General features: G+C 47.1%; 14 protein-coding genes. 8 read left to right on the top strand and 6 right to left on the bottom strand.

What is annotated here, in order from left to right:
- Positions 1-48 precede the first annotated feature (48 nt).
- On the top strand, positions 49-453 hold the full coding sequence (locus EJV45_RS17570; protein WP_129717826.1) for an RNA-binding S4 domain-containing protein: 405 nt from the start codon (positions 49-51) through the stop codon (positions 451-453).
- A gap of 46 nt (positions 454-499) precedes the next feature.
- Here the strand turns inward: EJV45_RS17570 and EJV45_RS17565 are convergent, their stop codons facing one another.
- From EJV45_RS17565 to EJV45_RS17555, 3 genes are all read right to left on the bottom strand, one after another.
- Positions 500-1,252 (bottom strand): EcsC family protein, encoded by a 753-nt coding sequence (locus EJV45_RS17565; RefSeq protein WP_129717824.1) that lies wholly within the window; start codon positions 1,250-1,252, stop codon positions 500-502.
- A gap of 293 nt (positions 1,253-1,545) precedes the next feature.
- Complete coding sequence (locus EJV45_RS17560) at positions 1,546-2,028, bottom strand: nucleoside deaminase (RefSeq protein ID WP_129717822.1); 483 nt, start codon at positions 2,026-2,028, stop codon at positions 1,546-1,548.
- Positions 2,029-2,094: 66 nt separating this feature from the next.
- Positions 2,095-2,700 carry an OmpH family outer membrane protein gene (locus tag EJV45_RS17555; RefSeq protein ID WP_129717820.1) on the bottom strand — a complete coding sequence of 202 codons (606 nt, stop codon included), beginning with the start codon at positions 2,698-2,700 and terminating at the stop codon, positions 2,095-2,097.
- Positions 2,701-2,860: 160 nt separating this feature from the next.
- Between EJV45_RS17555 and gyrB the strand changes: the two genes are divergently transcribed.
- The gene (gene gyrB / locus EJV45_RS17550) at positions 2,861-4,819 is read left to right on the top strand and encodes a DNA topoisomerase (ATP-hydrolyzing) subunit B (RefSeq protein WP_129717818.1); all 1,959 of its coding nucleotides are present in this window, start codon (positions 2,861-2,863) and stop codon (positions 4,817-4,819) included.
- Between the two features lie 79 nt (positions 4,820-4,898).
- Here the strand turns inward: gyrB and EJV45_RS17545 are convergent, their stop codons facing one another.
- Genes EJV45_RS17545 through mdh form a run of 3 tightly spaced genes read right to left on the bottom strand, consistent with a single transcriptional unit; the run spans position 4,899 to position 6,899 of the window.
- A complete protein-coding gene (locus EJV45_RS17545) occupies positions 4,899-5,435 on the bottom strand; it encodes an SRPBCC family protein (RefSeq protein WP_129717816.1) in 537 nt (178 codons plus the stop codon).
- 44 nt (positions 5,436-5,479) lie between these two features.
- A complete protein-coding gene (locus EJV45_RS17540) occupies positions 5,480-5,956 on the bottom strand; it encodes an aspartyl protease family protein (RefSeq protein ID WP_129717813.1) in 477 nt (158 codons plus the stop codon).
- A 4-nt stretch (positions 5,957-5,960) separates the two neighbouring features.
- Entirely contained in the window at positions 5,961-6,899 is a 939-nt protein-coding gene (gene mdh, locus EJV45_RS17535; protein ID WP_129717812.1) for a malate dehydrogenase, read from the bottom strand.
- A 148-nt stretch (positions 6,900-7,047) separates the two neighbouring features.
- Between mdh and EJV45_RS17530 the strand changes: the two genes are divergently transcribed.
- The 6 genes from EJV45_RS17530 (at position 7,048) to EJV45_RS17505 (ending at position 17,959) form a co-directional block, all read left to right on the top strand.
- Complete coding sequence (locus EJV45_RS17530) at positions 7,048-7,503, top strand: lipocalin family protein (protein WP_129717810.1); 456 nt, start codon at positions 7,048-7,050, stop codon at positions 7,501-7,503.
- A 131-nt stretch (positions 7,504-7,634) separates the two neighbouring features.
- On the top strand, positions 7,635-12,059 hold the full coding sequence (dnaE, locus tag EJV45_RS17525) for a DNA polymerase III subunit alpha (protein ID WP_129717808.1): 4,425 nt from the start codon (positions 7,635-7,637) through the stop codon (positions 12,057-12,059).
- Between the two features lie 71 nt (positions 12,060-12,130).
- Positions 12,131-12,451, top strand: coding sequence for a thioredoxin (gene trxA / locus EJV45_RS17520; RefSeq protein ID WP_129717806.1), 321 nt, complete (start codon positions 12,131-12,133; stop codon positions 12,449-12,451).
- 110 nt (positions 12,452-12,561) lie between these two features.
- On the top strand, positions 12,562-13,482 hold the full coding sequence (locus tag EJV45_RS17515; protein WP_129717804.1) for a DUF58 domain-containing protein: 921 nt from the start codon (positions 12,562-12,564) through the stop codon (positions 13,480-13,482).
- 96 nt (positions 13,483-13,578) lie between these two features.
- Positions 13,579-14,769 carry an ROK family transcriptional regulator gene (locus EJV45_RS17510; protein WP_129717802.1) on the top strand — a complete coding sequence of 397 codons (1,191 nt, stop codon included), beginning with the start codon at positions 13,579-13,581 and terminating at the stop codon, positions 14,767-14,769.
- A gap of 58 nt (positions 14,770-14,827) precedes the next feature.
- Positions 14,828-17,959 (top strand): SusC/RagA family TonB-linked outer membrane protein, encoded by a 3,132-nt coding sequence (locus tag EJV45_RS17505; protein WP_129717801.1) that lies wholly within the window; start codon positions 14,828-14,830, stop codon positions 17,957-17,959.
- The last annotated feature ends 17 nt before the right edge of the window (positions 17,960-17,976 follow it).

The raw sequence follows: 17,976 nt of genomic DNA, 5'->3' as shown, positions 1-17,976 counted from the left end.
TCAAAATTCTCTATTGCGCGGCTATTTTGTTCCGTAATTTTGAGTTTTATGGCAGAACAGGAAAAACTCAGAATAGACAAATACCTCTGGGCTATACGCATCTTCAAGACCCGCAGTCTGGCAACAGAGGCGTGCAAAGCAGGTCGGGTAAAATTGAAGGGGCAAAACATCAAACCCTCGGCAATCGTAAAAGTGGGCGACGTTTATCAGGTTTCGAAGGGGATAGAAAAGAAGGTGATCGAGGTCGTGGAACTTTCGTATAACCGTACCGACTCGCCAACGGCACTCAGCAAGTACAAAGACCTGACCCCGCCGGAAGAAACGCATGGGTTCAAATCGATGTTCCATGCGCCGGTGCTCAAACGCGATCGCGGAAGCGGCAGGCCGACCAAGAAGGATCGCCGGGAAACCGACGGCCTGATCGGCGGAATGTTTGACGAGGAAGAAGATTAAAATTTACGCAAGACCGGGAGGGATGGTCCAGCCTTGCATTCAGCCGTCAGGATTTAGCGGAGGCATGCAGCAGCTTTAACCGTTCAAAATGGCGCATGCGGTAAGCCATCATCGCTGTACGCCCCAGCTTGTTCAGCAGCCGGTAATTCACCACTGCACCCACTGCTGCTCCAACACCGGGTATCAGCTGGGCCATTTTTGCCAGGTCAATATAATCGCGGTACTCCTGCTGAAATTTTCGCCAGTCAAATTGCTCAGAATTCTCGGGTAGCAGCGTAGGGCGCGTGTCCCAGTTCTGCATGCGTGCAAAAACCTGATGTGTTCCTTCTTTGCTGGAAAATGCAAGCTGGAAAATGTGAAGAATGAACAGCCTCTCCTTGAAATCTTTGACATCATAACCATACAGCGAAGCAAGTTCAAAAAGCAGCTTGATCTTGATGCCGATCAGAATGGGGAAATCCGCCAGGCTCATCAGGAAACCGCCGGCGCCGGTTATGCCACCTTCAGCTGCGCCCGTCTTGCGATAACTCTCAATTTTCTGCTTTACCAGCGCTTCACGGTGTACCAGGCTGATCTCTTGCGGCGGATTACTGGTCGTTGTATACTTCGAGCCAAACAGTACAAGCTGTACCATCGATTTGACGGCGGTCGTTATGCCGCTATGAACCTTTTCAGGTATATATCCATTGAGTTTCTGCTGGACCTTTTTTGTTACCTGGTCATAAAGTCCGGGTTTTTTCAGCAGTTTAAACTGCCATTCCATTAGTTCCGTCCTGATTTTTTCTTCGTAGCTCATCATAATAGAAATAACGAACGCCGAAGGCTAATGTTGAAGAATTTCTGAAACCTGTTTCGGTGGAGTCAGGGTCATTCCCCACAATCATACCTTCCGACAATCATACTTGCACGAATTAGACGGTTAAAAAGAAAAAATGTTACCTGTTAACCTATTGACGGGATGATGATAAAAGTGTAGATTTAGGCTAATGATCTTCGCCGGTAATCAATACGGGCCATTAAACGGGGAAGTTATGGCCGCTGAACGCAAACAACAAACTATAGAGGTGAATGGCCGGCGGTGTGCCGGCCTTTCTAATAGTGAGGCCGGCTTTCTGCCCTTACCCATTCCTGAAAAGCCTGGTTTGCCTCGGTGCGCATCAGCTGCACGATTTCCAGCCGGCGTTCTGACATGGGTTTTTCGAGTTCCTCGTAAATAAACTGGTCATCAAAACCAATTGCGGCAGCGTCTTCTTTTGTATTTCCATAGTAGATTGTCTGGATCCGTGCCCAATAAATTGCGCCTAAACACATCGGGCATGGCTCGCAGCTTGTATAGATTACGCAGCCGCTGAGGTCGAAGGTGCCCAGTTCAGTACAGGCCAGGCGAATTGCAGCTACTTCGGCATGGGCCGTCGGATCATTCGTGCTGGTTACCTTGTTGGCACTGCGTGCCACCACCGCTCCGTCTTTTACGATCACAGCGCCAAAAGGGCCGCCCTTCAGGCTGCTTACGTTCTGTTCGGCCAGTTCAAGGGCCATTCTCATAAATTTTTCGTGGTTCAGGGTGTCTTGCATGGCTCAGCAACAACAAAAAAAATGCCCCGAATACGGGGCATTGTGTACGTTAACCGGCAAACCGGTTTATTTTTTTGCCTTTTTATAATCTTCGTTAAGGCCTTTGATCACTTCAGACGTTACGTCAAGACTTTCGTCGGCAAAAAGAATGGTTCCGTTACCGCGTGTGTAACTCATCACCATTTTGTAACCTTTGTCTTTTGCGTACTTTTTTAAATAGTCTGCAACGCGGTCGTAAAGCTTTTCGTTTTCCTGGGCCTGCTCATTCTGGAATGCTGCACCGGCATTCTGTTGATAAGCCTGCAGTTCCTGTTGTTTACGCGCAAGACGCTCTTCAGTTGCTTTGCGCTGATCTGCAGAAAGTGTTTGTGCCTGCTGCTGGTATTGCGCCACTTCGCGCTGAAAGGCCTGACCCTTTGCAGTAAGGTCTGACTGTGCATTCTTCGATTTGCCGTCAAATTTCGACTTCAGGTCTTTGTAATAGTCATATTTGTTCAGCAGTGAATCAGAGTTTACGAATACGATCTTATCTGAAGCTGAAACGGGTGCGGCACCCTCAGTTTTGGCAGTCGTAGAGGTAGTTTTAGGCGTTTCGTTTTTGCATGCAGCAAACGCAGAAATCATTGCGGCAGCGGCAAAAATACCGAACACATTCAGGGTTCTTCTTTTCATTCTCTTCAATAAATTTCAACAAATATAAAAATCAAATTCAAGTATCCGAGAAAATGCACTGAATTGTGCGAAAGGCCCTTCCAGGTCAAATAAATTATCCACATCGTAGGCCGTCTGGCGTATTTTTCGTATTTTTGATACTTATTGTTTATACACATTTATGAGCGAAGAAAAAGATCCGATGTCAACATATTCGGCAGATAATATCCAGGTTCTGGAAGGTTTGGAAGCGGTGCGAAAGCGCCCTTCGATGTATATAGGCGATACCGGAGTGAAGGGTCTGCACCACCTGGTTTATGAGGTGGTAGACAACTCGATCGATGAAGCCCTTGCCGGCTACTGTACCGACATTCTGGTTACCATTCATGAAGGCAATTCAATTACTGTAGAAGATAACGGACGCGGTATACCTACCGGCATTAACAAAAAAGAAGGCAAATCGGCCCTCGAGATCGTTATGACGGTGTTACACGCGGGTGGTAAGTTCGATAAAGACACCTACAAGGTTTCCGGCGGTTTGCACGGTGTGGGTGTAAGTTGTGTGAATGCATTATCTACACATGTAAAGACAGTTGTTCACCGCGAGGGAAAGATATTTACCCAGGAATATGAGCGCGGGAAACCGCTGTTTGACGTAAAGGAAATTGGCGTATCTGACCGTACCGGTACCATTCAGACTTTTCAGCCGGATGCAGAAATCTTTACCCAGACAACTGAATACAAATATGACACACTTGCAGCGCGTCTGCGGGAGCTGGCGTTTTTGAACAAAGGTATCAGGCTTACGCTGACAGATGAACGTGAAAAAACCGAAGAGGGTGCGTTTCTTTCTGAGACGTTTTTCTCTGAGGGCGGTCTGCGCGAATTTGTTAAATTCCTGGACGGCACGAGGGTTCCGATCATTCCTGAGCCGATCTATGTAGAGGGCATGCGTCAGGGAATTCCTGTTGAGCTTGCGCTTCAATACAACGACAGCTATAGCGAAAACGTTCACTCGTATGTGAACAACATCAATACGCATGAAGGGGGTACGCATATCGCAGGTTTCCGCCGCGGTTTAACGCGTACATTAAAAACCTATGCAGACAAGTCAGGGCTTTTAAAGAACCTTAAAATCGAGATCACCGGCGATGACTTCCGCGAAGGGCTTACCGCTGTTGTATCTGTTAAAGTAGCAGAACCGCAGTTTGAGGGACAGACCAAAACCAAACTTGGCAACTCTGAAGTGATGGGTGCTGTAGACGTGGCGGTTGGTGAAGCGCTTGGTGCCTATCTGGAAGAGAACCCTAAAGAAGCCAAGATGATCGTACAGAAGGTTGTTCTGGCCGCCACTGCACGTGCCGCTGCAAGGAAAGCGCGTGAAATGGTTCAACGCAAAAGCGTGATGGGTGGTTCGGGCCTTCCGGGAAAACTTGCTGACTGTTCTGACAGCGATCCTGAGCGTTGCGAAATTTTTCTGGTCGAAGGTGATTCAGCGGGTGGTACCGCCAAGCAGGGGCGTGACCGTAATGTACAGGCCATTCTTCCGCTTAAAGGAAAGATTCTGAATGTGGAGAAAGCGATGGAACATAAGATCTATGAAAATGATGAGATCAAAAATATGTTTACCGCGCTTGGTGTAAGTATAGGTACACCTGAAGATGATAAGGCGCTGAACTTAGACAAACTTCGTTATCATAAGATCATTATCATGACGGATGCGGATATCGATGGCTCGCACATCACGACGCTGATCCTGACCTTCTTCTTCCGTTATATGAAACAGCTCATCGAAGCCGGTTACGTATACATCGCTTCGCCACCGCTTTACCTGGTTAAAAAAGGTAAGGAGCAGGAGTACTGCTGGAATGATGACCAGCGTGATGCTGCCATTCAGCGTCTTAAAGGTGCAGGCAAAGAAGACAGTGTACACGTACAGCGTTACAAAGGTCTTGGTGAGATGAACGCAGAACAGCTTTGGGAAACCACCCTGAATCCGGCGACCCGTACGCTGATGCAGGCCACTATTGAAAGCGCTGCAGAATGCGATCATACCTTCTCAATGCTGATGGGCGATGAAGTAGCACCGCGCCGTGAATTTATCGAGAGAAACGCTAAATACGCAAAGATCGACGCATAGCCGTTTGAATCATAAAATAAGAAAGGTTGCCACCGCTAGGAGGCAACCTTTTCTTTTAATCCGACTGTGGCGCAGCATGCTACAGTTTAACCGATTCTGATTTTTCTTTGAGCGACTGAAGTCCGCTTTCAAAGTCTTTACCAATCATGCCGTCCATCATCAGGGACATCCACTTGCTTGCTGTTCCCGAACACTCACCAGACATGGTCCATGTAACCCTGGTGCCTGATCCTGCCGGTGTGAGATCAAAACGCGTGTCTGATTCATTTTCAAAGGGTTTGATAAACCTGAGGTGGATGTTGGTTACTTTGTTCGGTGTAACTTCCGTAATCTTCATCTCCCCGCTGCCGGTTTCTTTTCCCTCCCAGGCATAGGTGTGGCCGGGTCTGGCGGTTTCACCGGATACGGTAACCTTTGCCGTCGGTTCCATTTTTGCCCAGGGATTCCATTGCCTGAAATTGTTAAAGTTGGCAATGTTCTGATATACGACGCTATCTGCCGCTTTTATTTCAGCGCTGCGGCTTACACTGTAAGTTGAGGGAAGCAGAAGTCCGCCGAGAAAAAAGATAATCGCCAGTACGGCGAGAATCGCCACAATAATTTTTAGAGCCTTCATAACAGTTGTTTTGGTTAACTGAAGTTAGGCAATTATGATAATTATTAAAAGTGTAGCGCGGTATCAGTTTCAGTCCCAAAATTAACACCGGGGCCGCCGGCATTTCCCGGCAGCTGTAACGACAGCCTGAGCTTAGGATAATTGATAATTGCCTGGTATTTTGTAAGGATATCGCCTCCAAGTACCGCCACAATAGCCGGGAAGCCAAACTGAACATAAGTGTCTATGACTGATTGAAGATCCAGCGCGATAACCGGGCAGTTGGTTATTTTGAGTTTTCCTATTTTAAGTAGCGGGACTGTGGCCTGCCTTGTTGCGGTTGTGCTGAAAAGCGTCGTTGCACTTATCTCGTCTGCAGTCGCTGTATCAAGCTGGCCTGCAAGGAATGTGCTGTCAAAAACGGTGCGTGAAGCACCTGTGTCGACAACTACAAAATGTGTTTTGCCTAAAACGAAAACTTCCACCAGCAGGTGGAAGCCATCTTCGAGATTAAGAATTTTAAGGGGTGCCGACGTCCGCATGCAATCAGATCAGGTTCATCTCTGCCAGCACCTTGTTCATACCGCGCACAGCATCAGCACTCTTGTTAAGGGCGGCTTGTTCAGTATCGTTCAAAGGAAAATCGACGATCAGTTCCCAGCCATTCCTGCCGATAATTACAGGTACGCCAAGGCAGATGTCAGACTGGCCGTATTCACCTTCAAGCGCTACACAGCAGGTAAACAGTTTTTTCTCGTCGCGTACAATTGCTTCGACTAATGCGGCGCCTGCTGCACCCGGCGCGTACCATGCAGAAGTACCGATCAGCCCTGTAAGCGTTGCGCCGCCAACCATCGTGTCTGCTGCAACTTTCTGCAAGGTCTCCTCATCAAGTAATTCACTGACAGGGAGGCCCTGGTAAGTAGCAAACCGTGTCAGCGGGATCATTGTTGTGTCCCCGTGTCCACCGATCACGAAGCCTTGCAGATCGTTCGGGTTACAGCTCAGTGCCTGGCTCAGGTAGTATTTGAAACGGGAACTGTCAAGCGTTCCGCCCATGCCGATAATCCTGTTTTTCGGCAGGCCCAGAGATTTCAGCGCCAGGTAGGTCATGGTATCCATTGGGTTGCTGATCACGATAAAAATCGCATCAGGTGAGTATTTCAGTATGTTTTCGGCAACGCCTTTTACAATGCCGGCATTGATCCCGATTAATTCCTCGCGGGTCATACCTGGCTTACGCGGCAGTCCCGAAGTAATTACAACCACGCCTGATCCGGCGGTTTTACTGTAGTCGCCGGTTACACCGGTAATTTTTGTGTCGAAACCGAGGAGCGTAGCTGTCTGCATCATATCTATCGATTTGCCCTCTGCGAAACCTTCCTTAATGTCGAGCAGGACCACTTCTTCTGCAAGTTCTTTTCTTGCAATGTTGTCTGCGCATGTTGCGCCGACCGCTCCGGCACCCACAACGGTTACTTTCATATCAGCTAATTTTATGGTGATCGATTATCATTTGATTCCTGCCTAAGGTATACATTCGGCCTTGCTTAAAAAAATGCTTTTTAAAACTTTATAGCTGACAATATCGTTTTGTTTCTGAACCTGAAAATTCTGTAACCAAGACCTTTTAATGGAAAATGCACCTGTTGAGCGTGTGGATGTTGTAGCTTTTGCCGGCAGATGGTACACACTGTATTCAATTCCTTCTTTTTTTGACTCGCACTGGCGCCGTACGGTGCATACACATGTCATTCATCCGGATGGATATTACGCGGTATTTTCGACCTACCAGGTGCAGGGGGAAACGCAGCGAAAATACCTGCGCAGTAAATTAAGGATTATTCGGGGAAGCAACAATGCCCGCCTGAAATCGACTTTTTTCTGGCCGCTCACAACAGACTACTGGATCATTGAGCGGGCCGATGATTACAGTTATGTGGTTATCGGGCACCCCCGAAACAAACACCTTTCAATCCTGAGCCGCCAGCCTTCGCTCGACCGGGACCTGCTGCAGCAAATCGTAGCGCGCTGCAAACAGCGGGGCTATGATACGCGGAAACTGGCTTCGCAAGGGTTTAGCTCCTAGGCACTGGCTGTACGCACGGGCGTTGTCCATGGACTATGATTCTGTTGATAATTTACTGACAAAGCCACGCAGCATATTCCGTACTTTTGGAAAACCGCATCACTTTCTTTTGCGGGTTCTGTAAATAGCCTATGTACCTTATTTTTGATACCGAGACGACGGGTTTGCCGCGTAACTGGAACGCGCCTGTAACCGATACGGACAATTGGCCCCGGTGTATCCAGATTGCCTGGCAGCTGCACGATGAGATGGGCAGGCTGGTCGAGCACCAGGATTATCTGGTCAGGCCTGATGGTTTCAATATTCCCTATGATGCTGAACGTATCCACGGTATATCCACAGAACTTGCCGAAGCCGAAGGAATTCCGCTAGCTGATGTACTGGAAAAATTTTCGGCTGCTTTGCAGAAAGCAAAATTTCTGGTAGGTCAGAATCTGAACTTTGATATCAATATCATGGGCTGCGAGTTTTACCGCGCGGGAGCGGAAAACCTCATGCAGGATATGCCTGTACTCGATACCTGTACGGAAACGACGGCAGAACTGCTCAAACTTCCCGGCGGACGGGGCGGCAGGTTCAAGCTGCCAAACTTGACCGAACTGCACCAGTACCTGTTTGGTGAACCGTTTGCCGAAGCTCACAATGCCACAGCCGATGTTGAGGCAACGACACGTTGTTTTCTTGAGCTGATAAAAAAGGGTGTTTTCAAACCTGACGAGCTTCTTACGGATACAAATTACATCCAGGCGTTCAGGGAACACAATCCGGATGTAATCAAACCGATAGGCTTGAAGGCGGTCAACCTGAAAGCTGCCTCAGAGGCTTTACGACGCAAACAGGCAGCAGAAGCGGGTGGTACAATTACGACAGCACCGGCTGTAAGCGCAGAAACCCTGCAGGAAGCTGCCTTTGTACACTTGCATAACCACACTCAGTTTTCGGTTCTGCAGTCTACTATCAGTGTTCCTGATCTTGTGAAGGCAGCTGTAGCACAGAAAATGCCGGCCGTTGCCATGACCGACAATGCGAATATGATGGGTGCTTTCCATTTCGTAAGCCACGCCCTGAACCATAACAAGGCAGCGGAAGCTAAGAACAAAGAGGCCATTGAGCGTGGAGAAGCGGCCACCGAAGTCATTCTTAAGCCAATTGTTGGTTGTCAGTTTTACGTCTGCGATAATCACCTGGACAAAACGCGCAAAGATGATGGGTTTCAGGTCGTTTTCCTGGCTAAGAATAAAAAGGGCTATCACAACCTGGCTAAAATGTCGTCTGTGGCGTACACAAAGGGCTTTTATTACGTTCCGCGAATAGACAGGAATGTTGTGGAGCAATACAAGGAGGACTTGATCGTACTATCAGGAAACTTGTATGGTGAGGTGCCGAACAAGGTGCTCAACATGGGTGAAAAACAGGCGGAAGATGCACTGTTATGGTGGAAATCGCAGTTTGGGGCTGACTTTTATATTGAGCTGATGCGGCATGGACAGGAAGATGAAGATCGTGTAAATGCGGTGCTTGTTAACCTGGCTAAAAAGCATGCAGTCAAACTTGTCGCAACCAATAATACCTATTATCTCCAGAAAAAAGATGCCAATGCGCATGACATTTTGCTTTGTGTAAAGGATGGGGAAAAACAGGCCACACCAATTGGCCGGGGCCGGGGTTACCGTTATGGTCTGCCCAACCAGGAGTACTATTTCAAATCGGCAGAAGAAATGAAAAAAATCTTTGCCGATACCCCGGAAGCAATTGTCAATATCCAGGAAGTAATCGATAAAATTGAAATCTATAAGCTGGCACGTGAGGTACTTCTTCCAAAATTTGGTATCCCGGAAGAATTCCTGGTTGCGGAAGATGAGCATGACGGCGGCAAGCGCGGTGAAAACAAATATCTCCGTTACCTCACCTATGAAGGGGCGAAACGCAGATACCCCGAAATTACGCCCTCTATCGCCGAACGCCTTGATTTTGAGCTGCAGACCATTGAGAAAACAGGTTACCCCGGGTACTTTTTGATTGTTCAGGATTTTATTGCAGAAGCCCGGAAACTTGATGTTTCGGTCGGACCGGGCCGCGGGTCGGCTGCGGGTTCTGCCGTAGCTTATTGTCTGGGTATCACCAATATTGATCCAATTAAGTATGACCTGCTTTTCGAACGTTTCCTGAATCCTGACAGGGTATCCATGCCCGATATTGATATCGACTTTGATGATGAAGGGCGTGGCCGGGTAATGGACTATGTAATCAGAAAATATGGTTCAAACCAGGTGGCACAGATCATTACCTACGGTACCATGGCTGCCAAGTCATCTATCCGCGACACGGCACGGGTACTTGATCTGCCGCTGTTTGAGGCTGATAAAATTGCCAAGCTCATTCCCAACATGAAGCTTGCGAAGATCTTCAATCTTGAAGAGAAGGCGTTAAAGGAATCGCTTCGGCCTGATGAGTACGAACGGGTTGTGGAACTAAAAAACCTTGCAGGTTCGGGCAATCTGGGCGGCGAAACCATTCAACAGGCAAAAGTTCTCGAGGGCTCGGTGCGCAATACCGGTATACATGCCTGTGGGGTGATCATTACGCCAGATGACATCACCAACTTTGTCCCGGTATCTACGGCGAAGGACTCTGACCTGTTTGTTACGCAGTTTGATAACTCGGTCGTTGAGAGTGCCGGTCTGCTCAAAATGGACTTTTTGGGTTTGAAAACCCTCACCCTGATCAAGGATACCGTTAAGCTTGTCAAACAGCGGTTCAACATTGACCTGGATCCCGATAGTTTTCCGATTGATGACGTGAAGACGTACGAGCTTTTCCAGCGGGGCGAAACCATCGGTATTTTCCAGTATGAGTCGCCCGGCATGCAGAAATACATGAAAGAGCTGAAGCCGACCGTTTTTGATGACCTTATCGCCATGAACGCCTTATACCGGCCGGGGCCCATGGAGTATATTCCCAGTTTCGTACGCCGGAAGAATGGTGAAGAGGAGATCAGCTATGACCTGGATGCCTGCGAAGAGTACCTGAAAGAAACCTACGGCATTACCGTTTACCAGGAGCAGGTGATGCTCTTGTCGCAAAAACTTGCCGGTTTTACAAAAGGTGAGGCTGACGTTTTGCGGAAGGCTATGGGTAAAAAACAAAAAGACGTTCTGGATAAGATGAAACCGAAGTTTGTCTCGCAGGCCGCAGAAAAAGGACATGCCCCAGCTACGCTTGAAAAGATCTGGAAAGACTGGGAAGCGTTCGCATCTTACGCGTTCAACAAGTCTCACTCCACCTGCTACGCATGGATCGCTTATCAGACTGCTTATCTGAAAGCACATTATCCGGCTGAATACATGGCTGCGGTACTTTCCAATAACATGAGCGACATTAAACAGGTTGCCTTTTTTATGGAAGAGTGCAAACAGATGGGTGTAAAGGTTCTTGGTCCGGATGTGAATGAGTCTGATATCAAATTTTCTGTTAACCCGCAGGGCGAAGTTCGCTTCGGTCTGTCTGGCGTAAAGGGAGTAGGAGAAAAGGCGGTTGAAAGCATTATAGAAGAACGGCAGATCAAGGGGAACTATGCGTCCATTTATGATTTTGCCAAACGTTCCAACACACGCATTGTAAACAAAAAAGCCTACGAAAGTTTTGTGTACAGCGGCGCATTTGACGCTTTTGGTTTTCACCGCGCCCAATACTTTCATCTTGGCCCGAACGACAAAATGAACGGTATTGAGAAGCTGATCAAATACGCGAACGACTTTATCAATAATGAGAGCACATCGCAGGCTTCCCTTTTTGGGGGATCAAAAGCGGATATGATTCTTGAGCCGCCATTGCCTGTAGCAAATGAATGGAGTCTGATAGACAGGCTTAAATATGAAAAAGATGCCATCGGTATCTTTTTATCCGGTCACCCGCTGGATAACTATCGCCTTGAGCTTGATAAATTTTGTACACACAGTGTCAGACAGCTGGTAGTTGCCAACAAGGTAAAAATGGGTGATACCAACGAGGAGGTGCTGGCTGAATTTGAAAAGATCCGTAACCGCGAGCTTTGTGTTGGCGGCCTGGTGGCATCAGCCTCGCAGCGTGTAACCAAGACAGGGAAGCCGTTTGGAACTTTTATGTTTGAAGACTATAATGACAGTGCCGAACTGGCTTTATTTGGTGAGGATTTTATAAAATTTAAGTCCTTTCTTACCGAAGGATACTTTCTGCAGATCAGGGGCCGTATGACCGAACGTTTTGGTAAAGCCGGCGACTGGGAGTTCAAGGTAACTTCGATGAATCTCTTGTCTGATCTGCGTGATAAGCTGGCGAAGTCAATCACCCTGCAGATCTCAATAGACCGGCTAACCGAAGAGCTCATGCAGCAGGTCGAAGTACTAATTGCGGATAACACCAGGAATACAGACCAGCAGAACTGTAAACTGAGTTTTGCCGTCTTTGATGCCGAAAAAGGCGTTAAAGTCGAGCTGCCTTCAAAGTCTTTGCGTGTTAATCCAAACAATGAGTTCCTTGAAAAGGTTAAGTTACTTGCAGATTATACATTGAACTAATGTCATATTGACATATTGCTGCGGCTGGCATTACAATTGAATACTATATTTGAAATAAAAACAGTTAGATTATGGCTTTAGAAATAACAGATGCGAACTTCGAGGAAGTTGTATTAAAATCAGATAAACCGGTATTGGTCGATTTTTGGGCTGAATGGTGCGGACCTTGCCGTATGGTTGGGCCTGTTGTTGAAGAAATTTCGAAAGAATATGACGGGAAAGCGATCGTAGGTAAAGTTAATGTTGATAACAATCCGCAGATCTCTACCCAGTTTGGAATCAGGAATATTCCCGCACTTTTATACTTCAAAGACGGTCAGGTTGTCGACAAACAAATCGGAGCAGTGCCTAAATCGATCCTTGCAGACAAGCTTAACAAACAACTTGTTTAACGTTTAATACGTTATCGCAGTCACAATACATATGCCCGGCCTCTTTCAGAGAGGCCGGGTTTTTTGTGACCTTTCATTTTATAAGGCTCTGGCTTTTTTTACCTTTAGTTATGGACAACAACGGGCTGCATACTGAACATGCAAATTATTCTAATCTTGAGTTACTTGCGCGGCAGGTCGTAGAAGGTTTTATAACCGGGTTGCACAAAAGCCCTTTTCACGGTTTTTCAGTAGAATTTGCAGAACACCGGCTTTACAATCCGGGAGATAACATAAAGAATATAGACTGGAAGTTATACGCCCGTACCGGAAAACTGTTTAGTAAGCGGTATGAGGAAGAAACGAACCTGCGCTGCCAGTTTGTTCTCGATATCTCGTCTTCCATGTATTTCCCGGAGGGAAAGGAAAATAAACTGCGTTTCTCGGTTCAGGCTATTGCATCACTTATCTATCTGCTCAGGCGTCAGCGTGATGCGTTCGGCTTGAGTTGTTTCAGCGAGCAACTTGCTTTACATACACCCGCCCGCTCCACTGTTCAGCATCAGAAGATGTTATTCAACGAACTGGAGAAACTGCTCGAACACCCTGCCGGGGCGCTGAAGACTCAATTGTCAACAGCGCTGCACCAAATTTCAGAGTCTATACATAAACGCTCTCTGGTTATCATTTTCAGTGATCTGCTCAACACCGTGCGCGATGCGAGCGCTCAGGATGCTTTCTTTAGTGCGCTTCAGCACCTGAAATTTAACAGACACGAAGTGGTAGTTTTTAATGTAATGGACCGAAAACACGAAGTCGATTTTGGCTTCGATGATCGTCCTTACGAATTTCATGATCTTGAAACCGGGGAGCGCACCAGAGTAAATGCGGGGAAAGTCCGTAAATTTTACCGGGATCAGATGGCTGGCTGGTTACACCAGCTTGAATTAAAATGCGCGCAGTACCGGATAGACCTTGTCGACGCAGATGTTGAGAAGGGGTACTATCCAGTCCTGGAGGCCTATCTCATAAAAAGACAGCGGATGTATTGATCAATAATTTTTATGTTCCCTGATCTTTATATTTTTTTTAATAAGTTCTTGTAAGTTTGATAATATTATAGTTATGTTTGTTTTAACCAAACGAACATGTCAGTTATTATCGAAAAAAATAGACAGCTCAAGCGAGAGCTTATTGTTCATCTGTATCATCATGAGTCCCTGTCGCTGAATGAGCTTAGTAAGCTTACCGGCAAAAGTCTGCCCTTAATCACCTCTGCTGTTAATGAACTTGTCTCTGAAGGTTATGTCATAGACAAAGGGCTGGCGCCATCAAGCGGAGGCCGCAGACCTGTTAAATTTTTTCTCAATCCCGAAAAGAACCGGTATATCGTGGCCGTTGCCATTGATCAGATGTTAAGCAGGCTGGTTATATACGATTTATTTAATACAGTAAAGTTTCCGGAGCAAACGGCAGAGATAAACCTAGCCGGCAATGATGAAAGCCTTAACGAGCTTCATCATTTTATAGATAGGGGGATCAAGGCATCGGGAATTGTTCCTGAAGAAATACTGGGAATCGGGATTGGTATGCCTGGTTTTGTAGATATCGAAAAGGGTGTCAATTATTCGTTTTTCCCAACGGGTACAGCTCAGGGGTTAAGAGATTATCTGGAGATGATGCTGGGGCTGCCGGTTATGATCGACAATGACTCTTCACTTATCGCGCTGGCAGAATTCAATTTTGGTGCTGGCCGGAACGAAAGCGATATTCTTGTTGTGAACATTGGCTGGGGAACTGGTTTGGGCATGATCCTGAACGGAAGTATCTTCAGGGGGTCGACGGGCTTTGCGGGCGAGTTCAGCCATATACCATTGTCAGACAGCAATAATCTCTGTTCCTGCGGCAAGCGGGGCTGCCTGGAAGTTGAAACCTCACTGCTGGTTATGGTTCACAATGCAAGGGCTAAACTTGCGGAGGGGGCTGAATCGAAACTTCAGGAACTTTTTGGAAATGGTGAGAAGTCTGACGGCGACCATTTCCTGGAGGCTGCCCGGGCGGGCGACCCTCTGGCGGTTTCCATCCTTTCTGATGCCGCCTTTTTATTGGGCAAGGGAATTTCCACGCTGATCCACATTCTGAATCCAAGAAAGATCATTTTAAGCGGGCGCGGTGCGGTTGCAGGTAAGATATTTCTGCCGCCCATTCATCAGGCTATTAATGAATTTTGTATTCCAAGGCTCGCTGAACAAACACAGGTATCTGTTTCTGCCATAGCGGAAAACGCAGAGCTGGTTGGTGCGGCAAACCTCGTTATCGAAAACTGTGAATTTAATTAAACCAAAATAAACGAGAATCAGGAGTAAACTATCGCAACACTAACTAAACAAATCAATTATGACTAAACACCTACTAAAAATAATGGGACTATGTGTGGTCGCCTTATTTTGGAGCCTGAACTTGCTTGCGCAAGACAGCCGGACGCTCACCGGGAAGGTAACGGATGAGCAGGGGCAGGGCATCCCGGCAGCAAACATTGCGGTAAAAGGCCGCGGAACGGGCACCAATACCGACGCTAATGGTAATTTCAGTATCAGCGCAAGGACAGGGGATGTGCTGGTAATCAGCTATATCGGATATACTTCGCGGGAGGTAACCGTTGGCAGCTCCGCCACCATAAATGTGACCATGCAAACTGCGAGCAATGAGCTTTCTGAGGTCGTTGTTACAGCGCTCGGTATAAAGCGTGAAAAAAAATCACTTGGCTATGCGGTTCAGGAAATCAAAGGTTCTACACTTGTTGAAGCCCGCGAGCCCAATCTTACCAATGCGCTATCAGGCAAGGTGGCCGGATTACAGGTAGCCAGGTCAAGCAATGGACCTGCAGGGTCTTCGAAAATTATCTTACGCGGTAACAACTCTTTAACAGGCAGCAACCAACCATTGATCGTTGTCGACGGTACGCCTATTAATAACTTTACAGGTGCAGTGAATAACGATTTCTGGAATCCGACACAAGATATGGGGAACGGGCTGTCAGATATCAACGCGGAAGATATTGCGACTATTTCGGTCCTGAAAGGTCCGTCTGCAGCTGCCCTGTATGGGACCCGTGCAGGAAATGGTGTAATCTTAATCACCACGAAAACCGGATCAGCGCAGAAGGGTCTTGGCATAACAGTTTCTTCCTCATTTGGCGTACAGGACATCTTTATGAAACCTGAATTGCAGAATACATATGGACAGGGCACTAACAACATCTTCGATAACCGCTCGACATTAAGTTGGGGACCACGCATAGAAGGCCAGACGGTAGACAATTGGGATGGTCGCAAGGTTGCACTGACGGCATATGATAATATCGAAAACTTTCTGAATCAGGGTATTTCGTCAAACCAAAGCGTAGCGTTCTCGCAAGCATTCGACAGAACCACAGTTTACACTTCTTTCAACCGGCTTGATGACAAGAGTATGATTCCGGGTGTCAAATATAACAGGACTAATCTCCTGGCACGCGCGACTACAAAATTCGGTAAAAACGAGCGCTGGTCTACCGACACCAAAATTCAATACAGCAATGCGAATGCTACCAACCGCCCGATTGCTGGTAACCGTACAGACAACCCTTTCTACGGAACATTTTTGTTTCCAAGATCGCTTGATATTACTGAGTTCTCTTCAGCGATTGACCCGGTGACAAGAAATATGATCTGGTATGGTGACCCCGGTCCGCTTAACCCTTACTGGACCCAGCGTTATAATACAAACCAGGACATCCGTGATCGTTTCCTGATGAACGGCTCATTGAGATATCAGTTTACTGACTGGTTGAATGCTGAAATCAAGGGTGGAGCTGACATATATACCACCAATTCTGAAGGGAAACTTTTTGGCGGAAGTCCGCTAACTACAACCGGACGATATAACGTGGGAAAGGACACCTTTACAGAAACCAACTTCAGCACGTTAATCTCGGCTTCAAAAGATAATCTATTTGGTAAGTTTGGCGGCGCCGTAACGCTGGGCGGCAACCTTATGAATCAGAAGGGCAGCGGCCTGAGCAGTGCGTCAGGTGAATTAAATGCCAGAGACCTCTTTTTCCTGAATAACGGTAAAAATAATCCGACGGTTGCACAATCTTTTTCAAGCAGACGGATTAATTCGGTCTATGGCTCGGTACAGGTTAACTATGACGGTTATATCTATATTGACGGGACACTGCGGAATGACTGGAGCTCGACCCTGAGTCCGGAAAACCGCTCGTTCTCTTACCCGGCTTTGAGTTTGTCTTATATCGTTACTGAAATGGTAACTAAAAACGGCGGTACTTTACCCTCATGGTTAAGTTATGGTAAGCTCAGAGCATCTGTTGCAAGTGTAGGTAACGACTTGGGTCCGTATCAATTATTAAACACCTACAATATCGGAAAAGATCCAAATGGCAACACCACCGCTTCAAGAAACGGTACACTGTATGATATCAACGTGAAAAATGAACTTATTGCGGCGTGGGAAGTCGGTGCAGAAGTACGATTATTTAAAAGCCGGGTTGGACTCGACTTTGCATGGTACCGGAAAAATGCAACAAATCAGCTTTTAGATCTTCCTTTGGATCCATTGAGTGGCTACTCATTCCGCAAGGTTAATGCAGGTAACATTCAAAACCAGGGATATGAGATCGTGGCTGATGCACGTATTTTCGAGAACCCTAACTCATTCAACTGGAATCTGTCAGCCAACTTCTCGCATAACAATAATACAATTACCGAACTCTATCAGGACGTAAAGGTGTATGGCCTCGGAAATTATGACGACCTGAACGTACGTGCAGTGGAGCGAGGCAGTTACGGCGAAATCTGGGGAAGCCAGTTTCTGCGGGTAAAGGATGCCTCCAGCCCACATTTTGGTAAATTGGTTCTTACGGATACTGGTCTGCCTCAAAGGGACAATAGCGGAAGTGTGAAGTTAGGAGACCAGCAAGCTTACGGGTTGTTGGGCGTAACGAACTCATTCTCGTACAAAGGAATAGGACTTTCCTTCCTGGTTGATGCGCGTTTTGGCGGTGAAATTTTCTCAGCCACGAACGTCGGTTTGCAAAGGGCCGGAACAGCTGCTGTTACAGCGCCAAACGGTTTGAGGGAAAATATTCTTGTTGACGGAGTTGTGCTGAATACAGCGACCAACCAGTATGTCCAAAACACACGGAGCGTCTCTCCTCAGTTGTATTGGGGTCAGGTTGCAGGAACAGGTAACCTGGGTATCATCGAGGCAAACGTGTATGACGCGTCGAACATCCGTCTTCGTAATGTCGAGTTGACCTACGCTCTGCCTGCAAAACTGCTTGGTAATGCGCCAATCCGGGCTGCACGTATCGGGGTTTCATGTAACAACGTTTGGATGATCAAAAGTCACCTTAACGGCGTAGACCCGGAATCGGTATACAATACGGCAACGAATGCCACAGGTTATGAAAACGCCAGTGCACCTACAACGCGCAGCTTCTTATTTAATTTAACTTTAGGCTTTTAATCTTAACAGCTAGTAAG

This window comes from Pedobacter sp. SYP-B3415 (genome assembly GCF_004138205.1).
In the GTDB taxonomy this organism is placed as follows: Bacteria; Bacteroidota; Bacteroidia; order Sphingobacteriales; family Sphingobacteriaceae; genus Pedobacter.
This window is presented reverse-complemented; position numbering and strand designations above follow the sequence as displayed.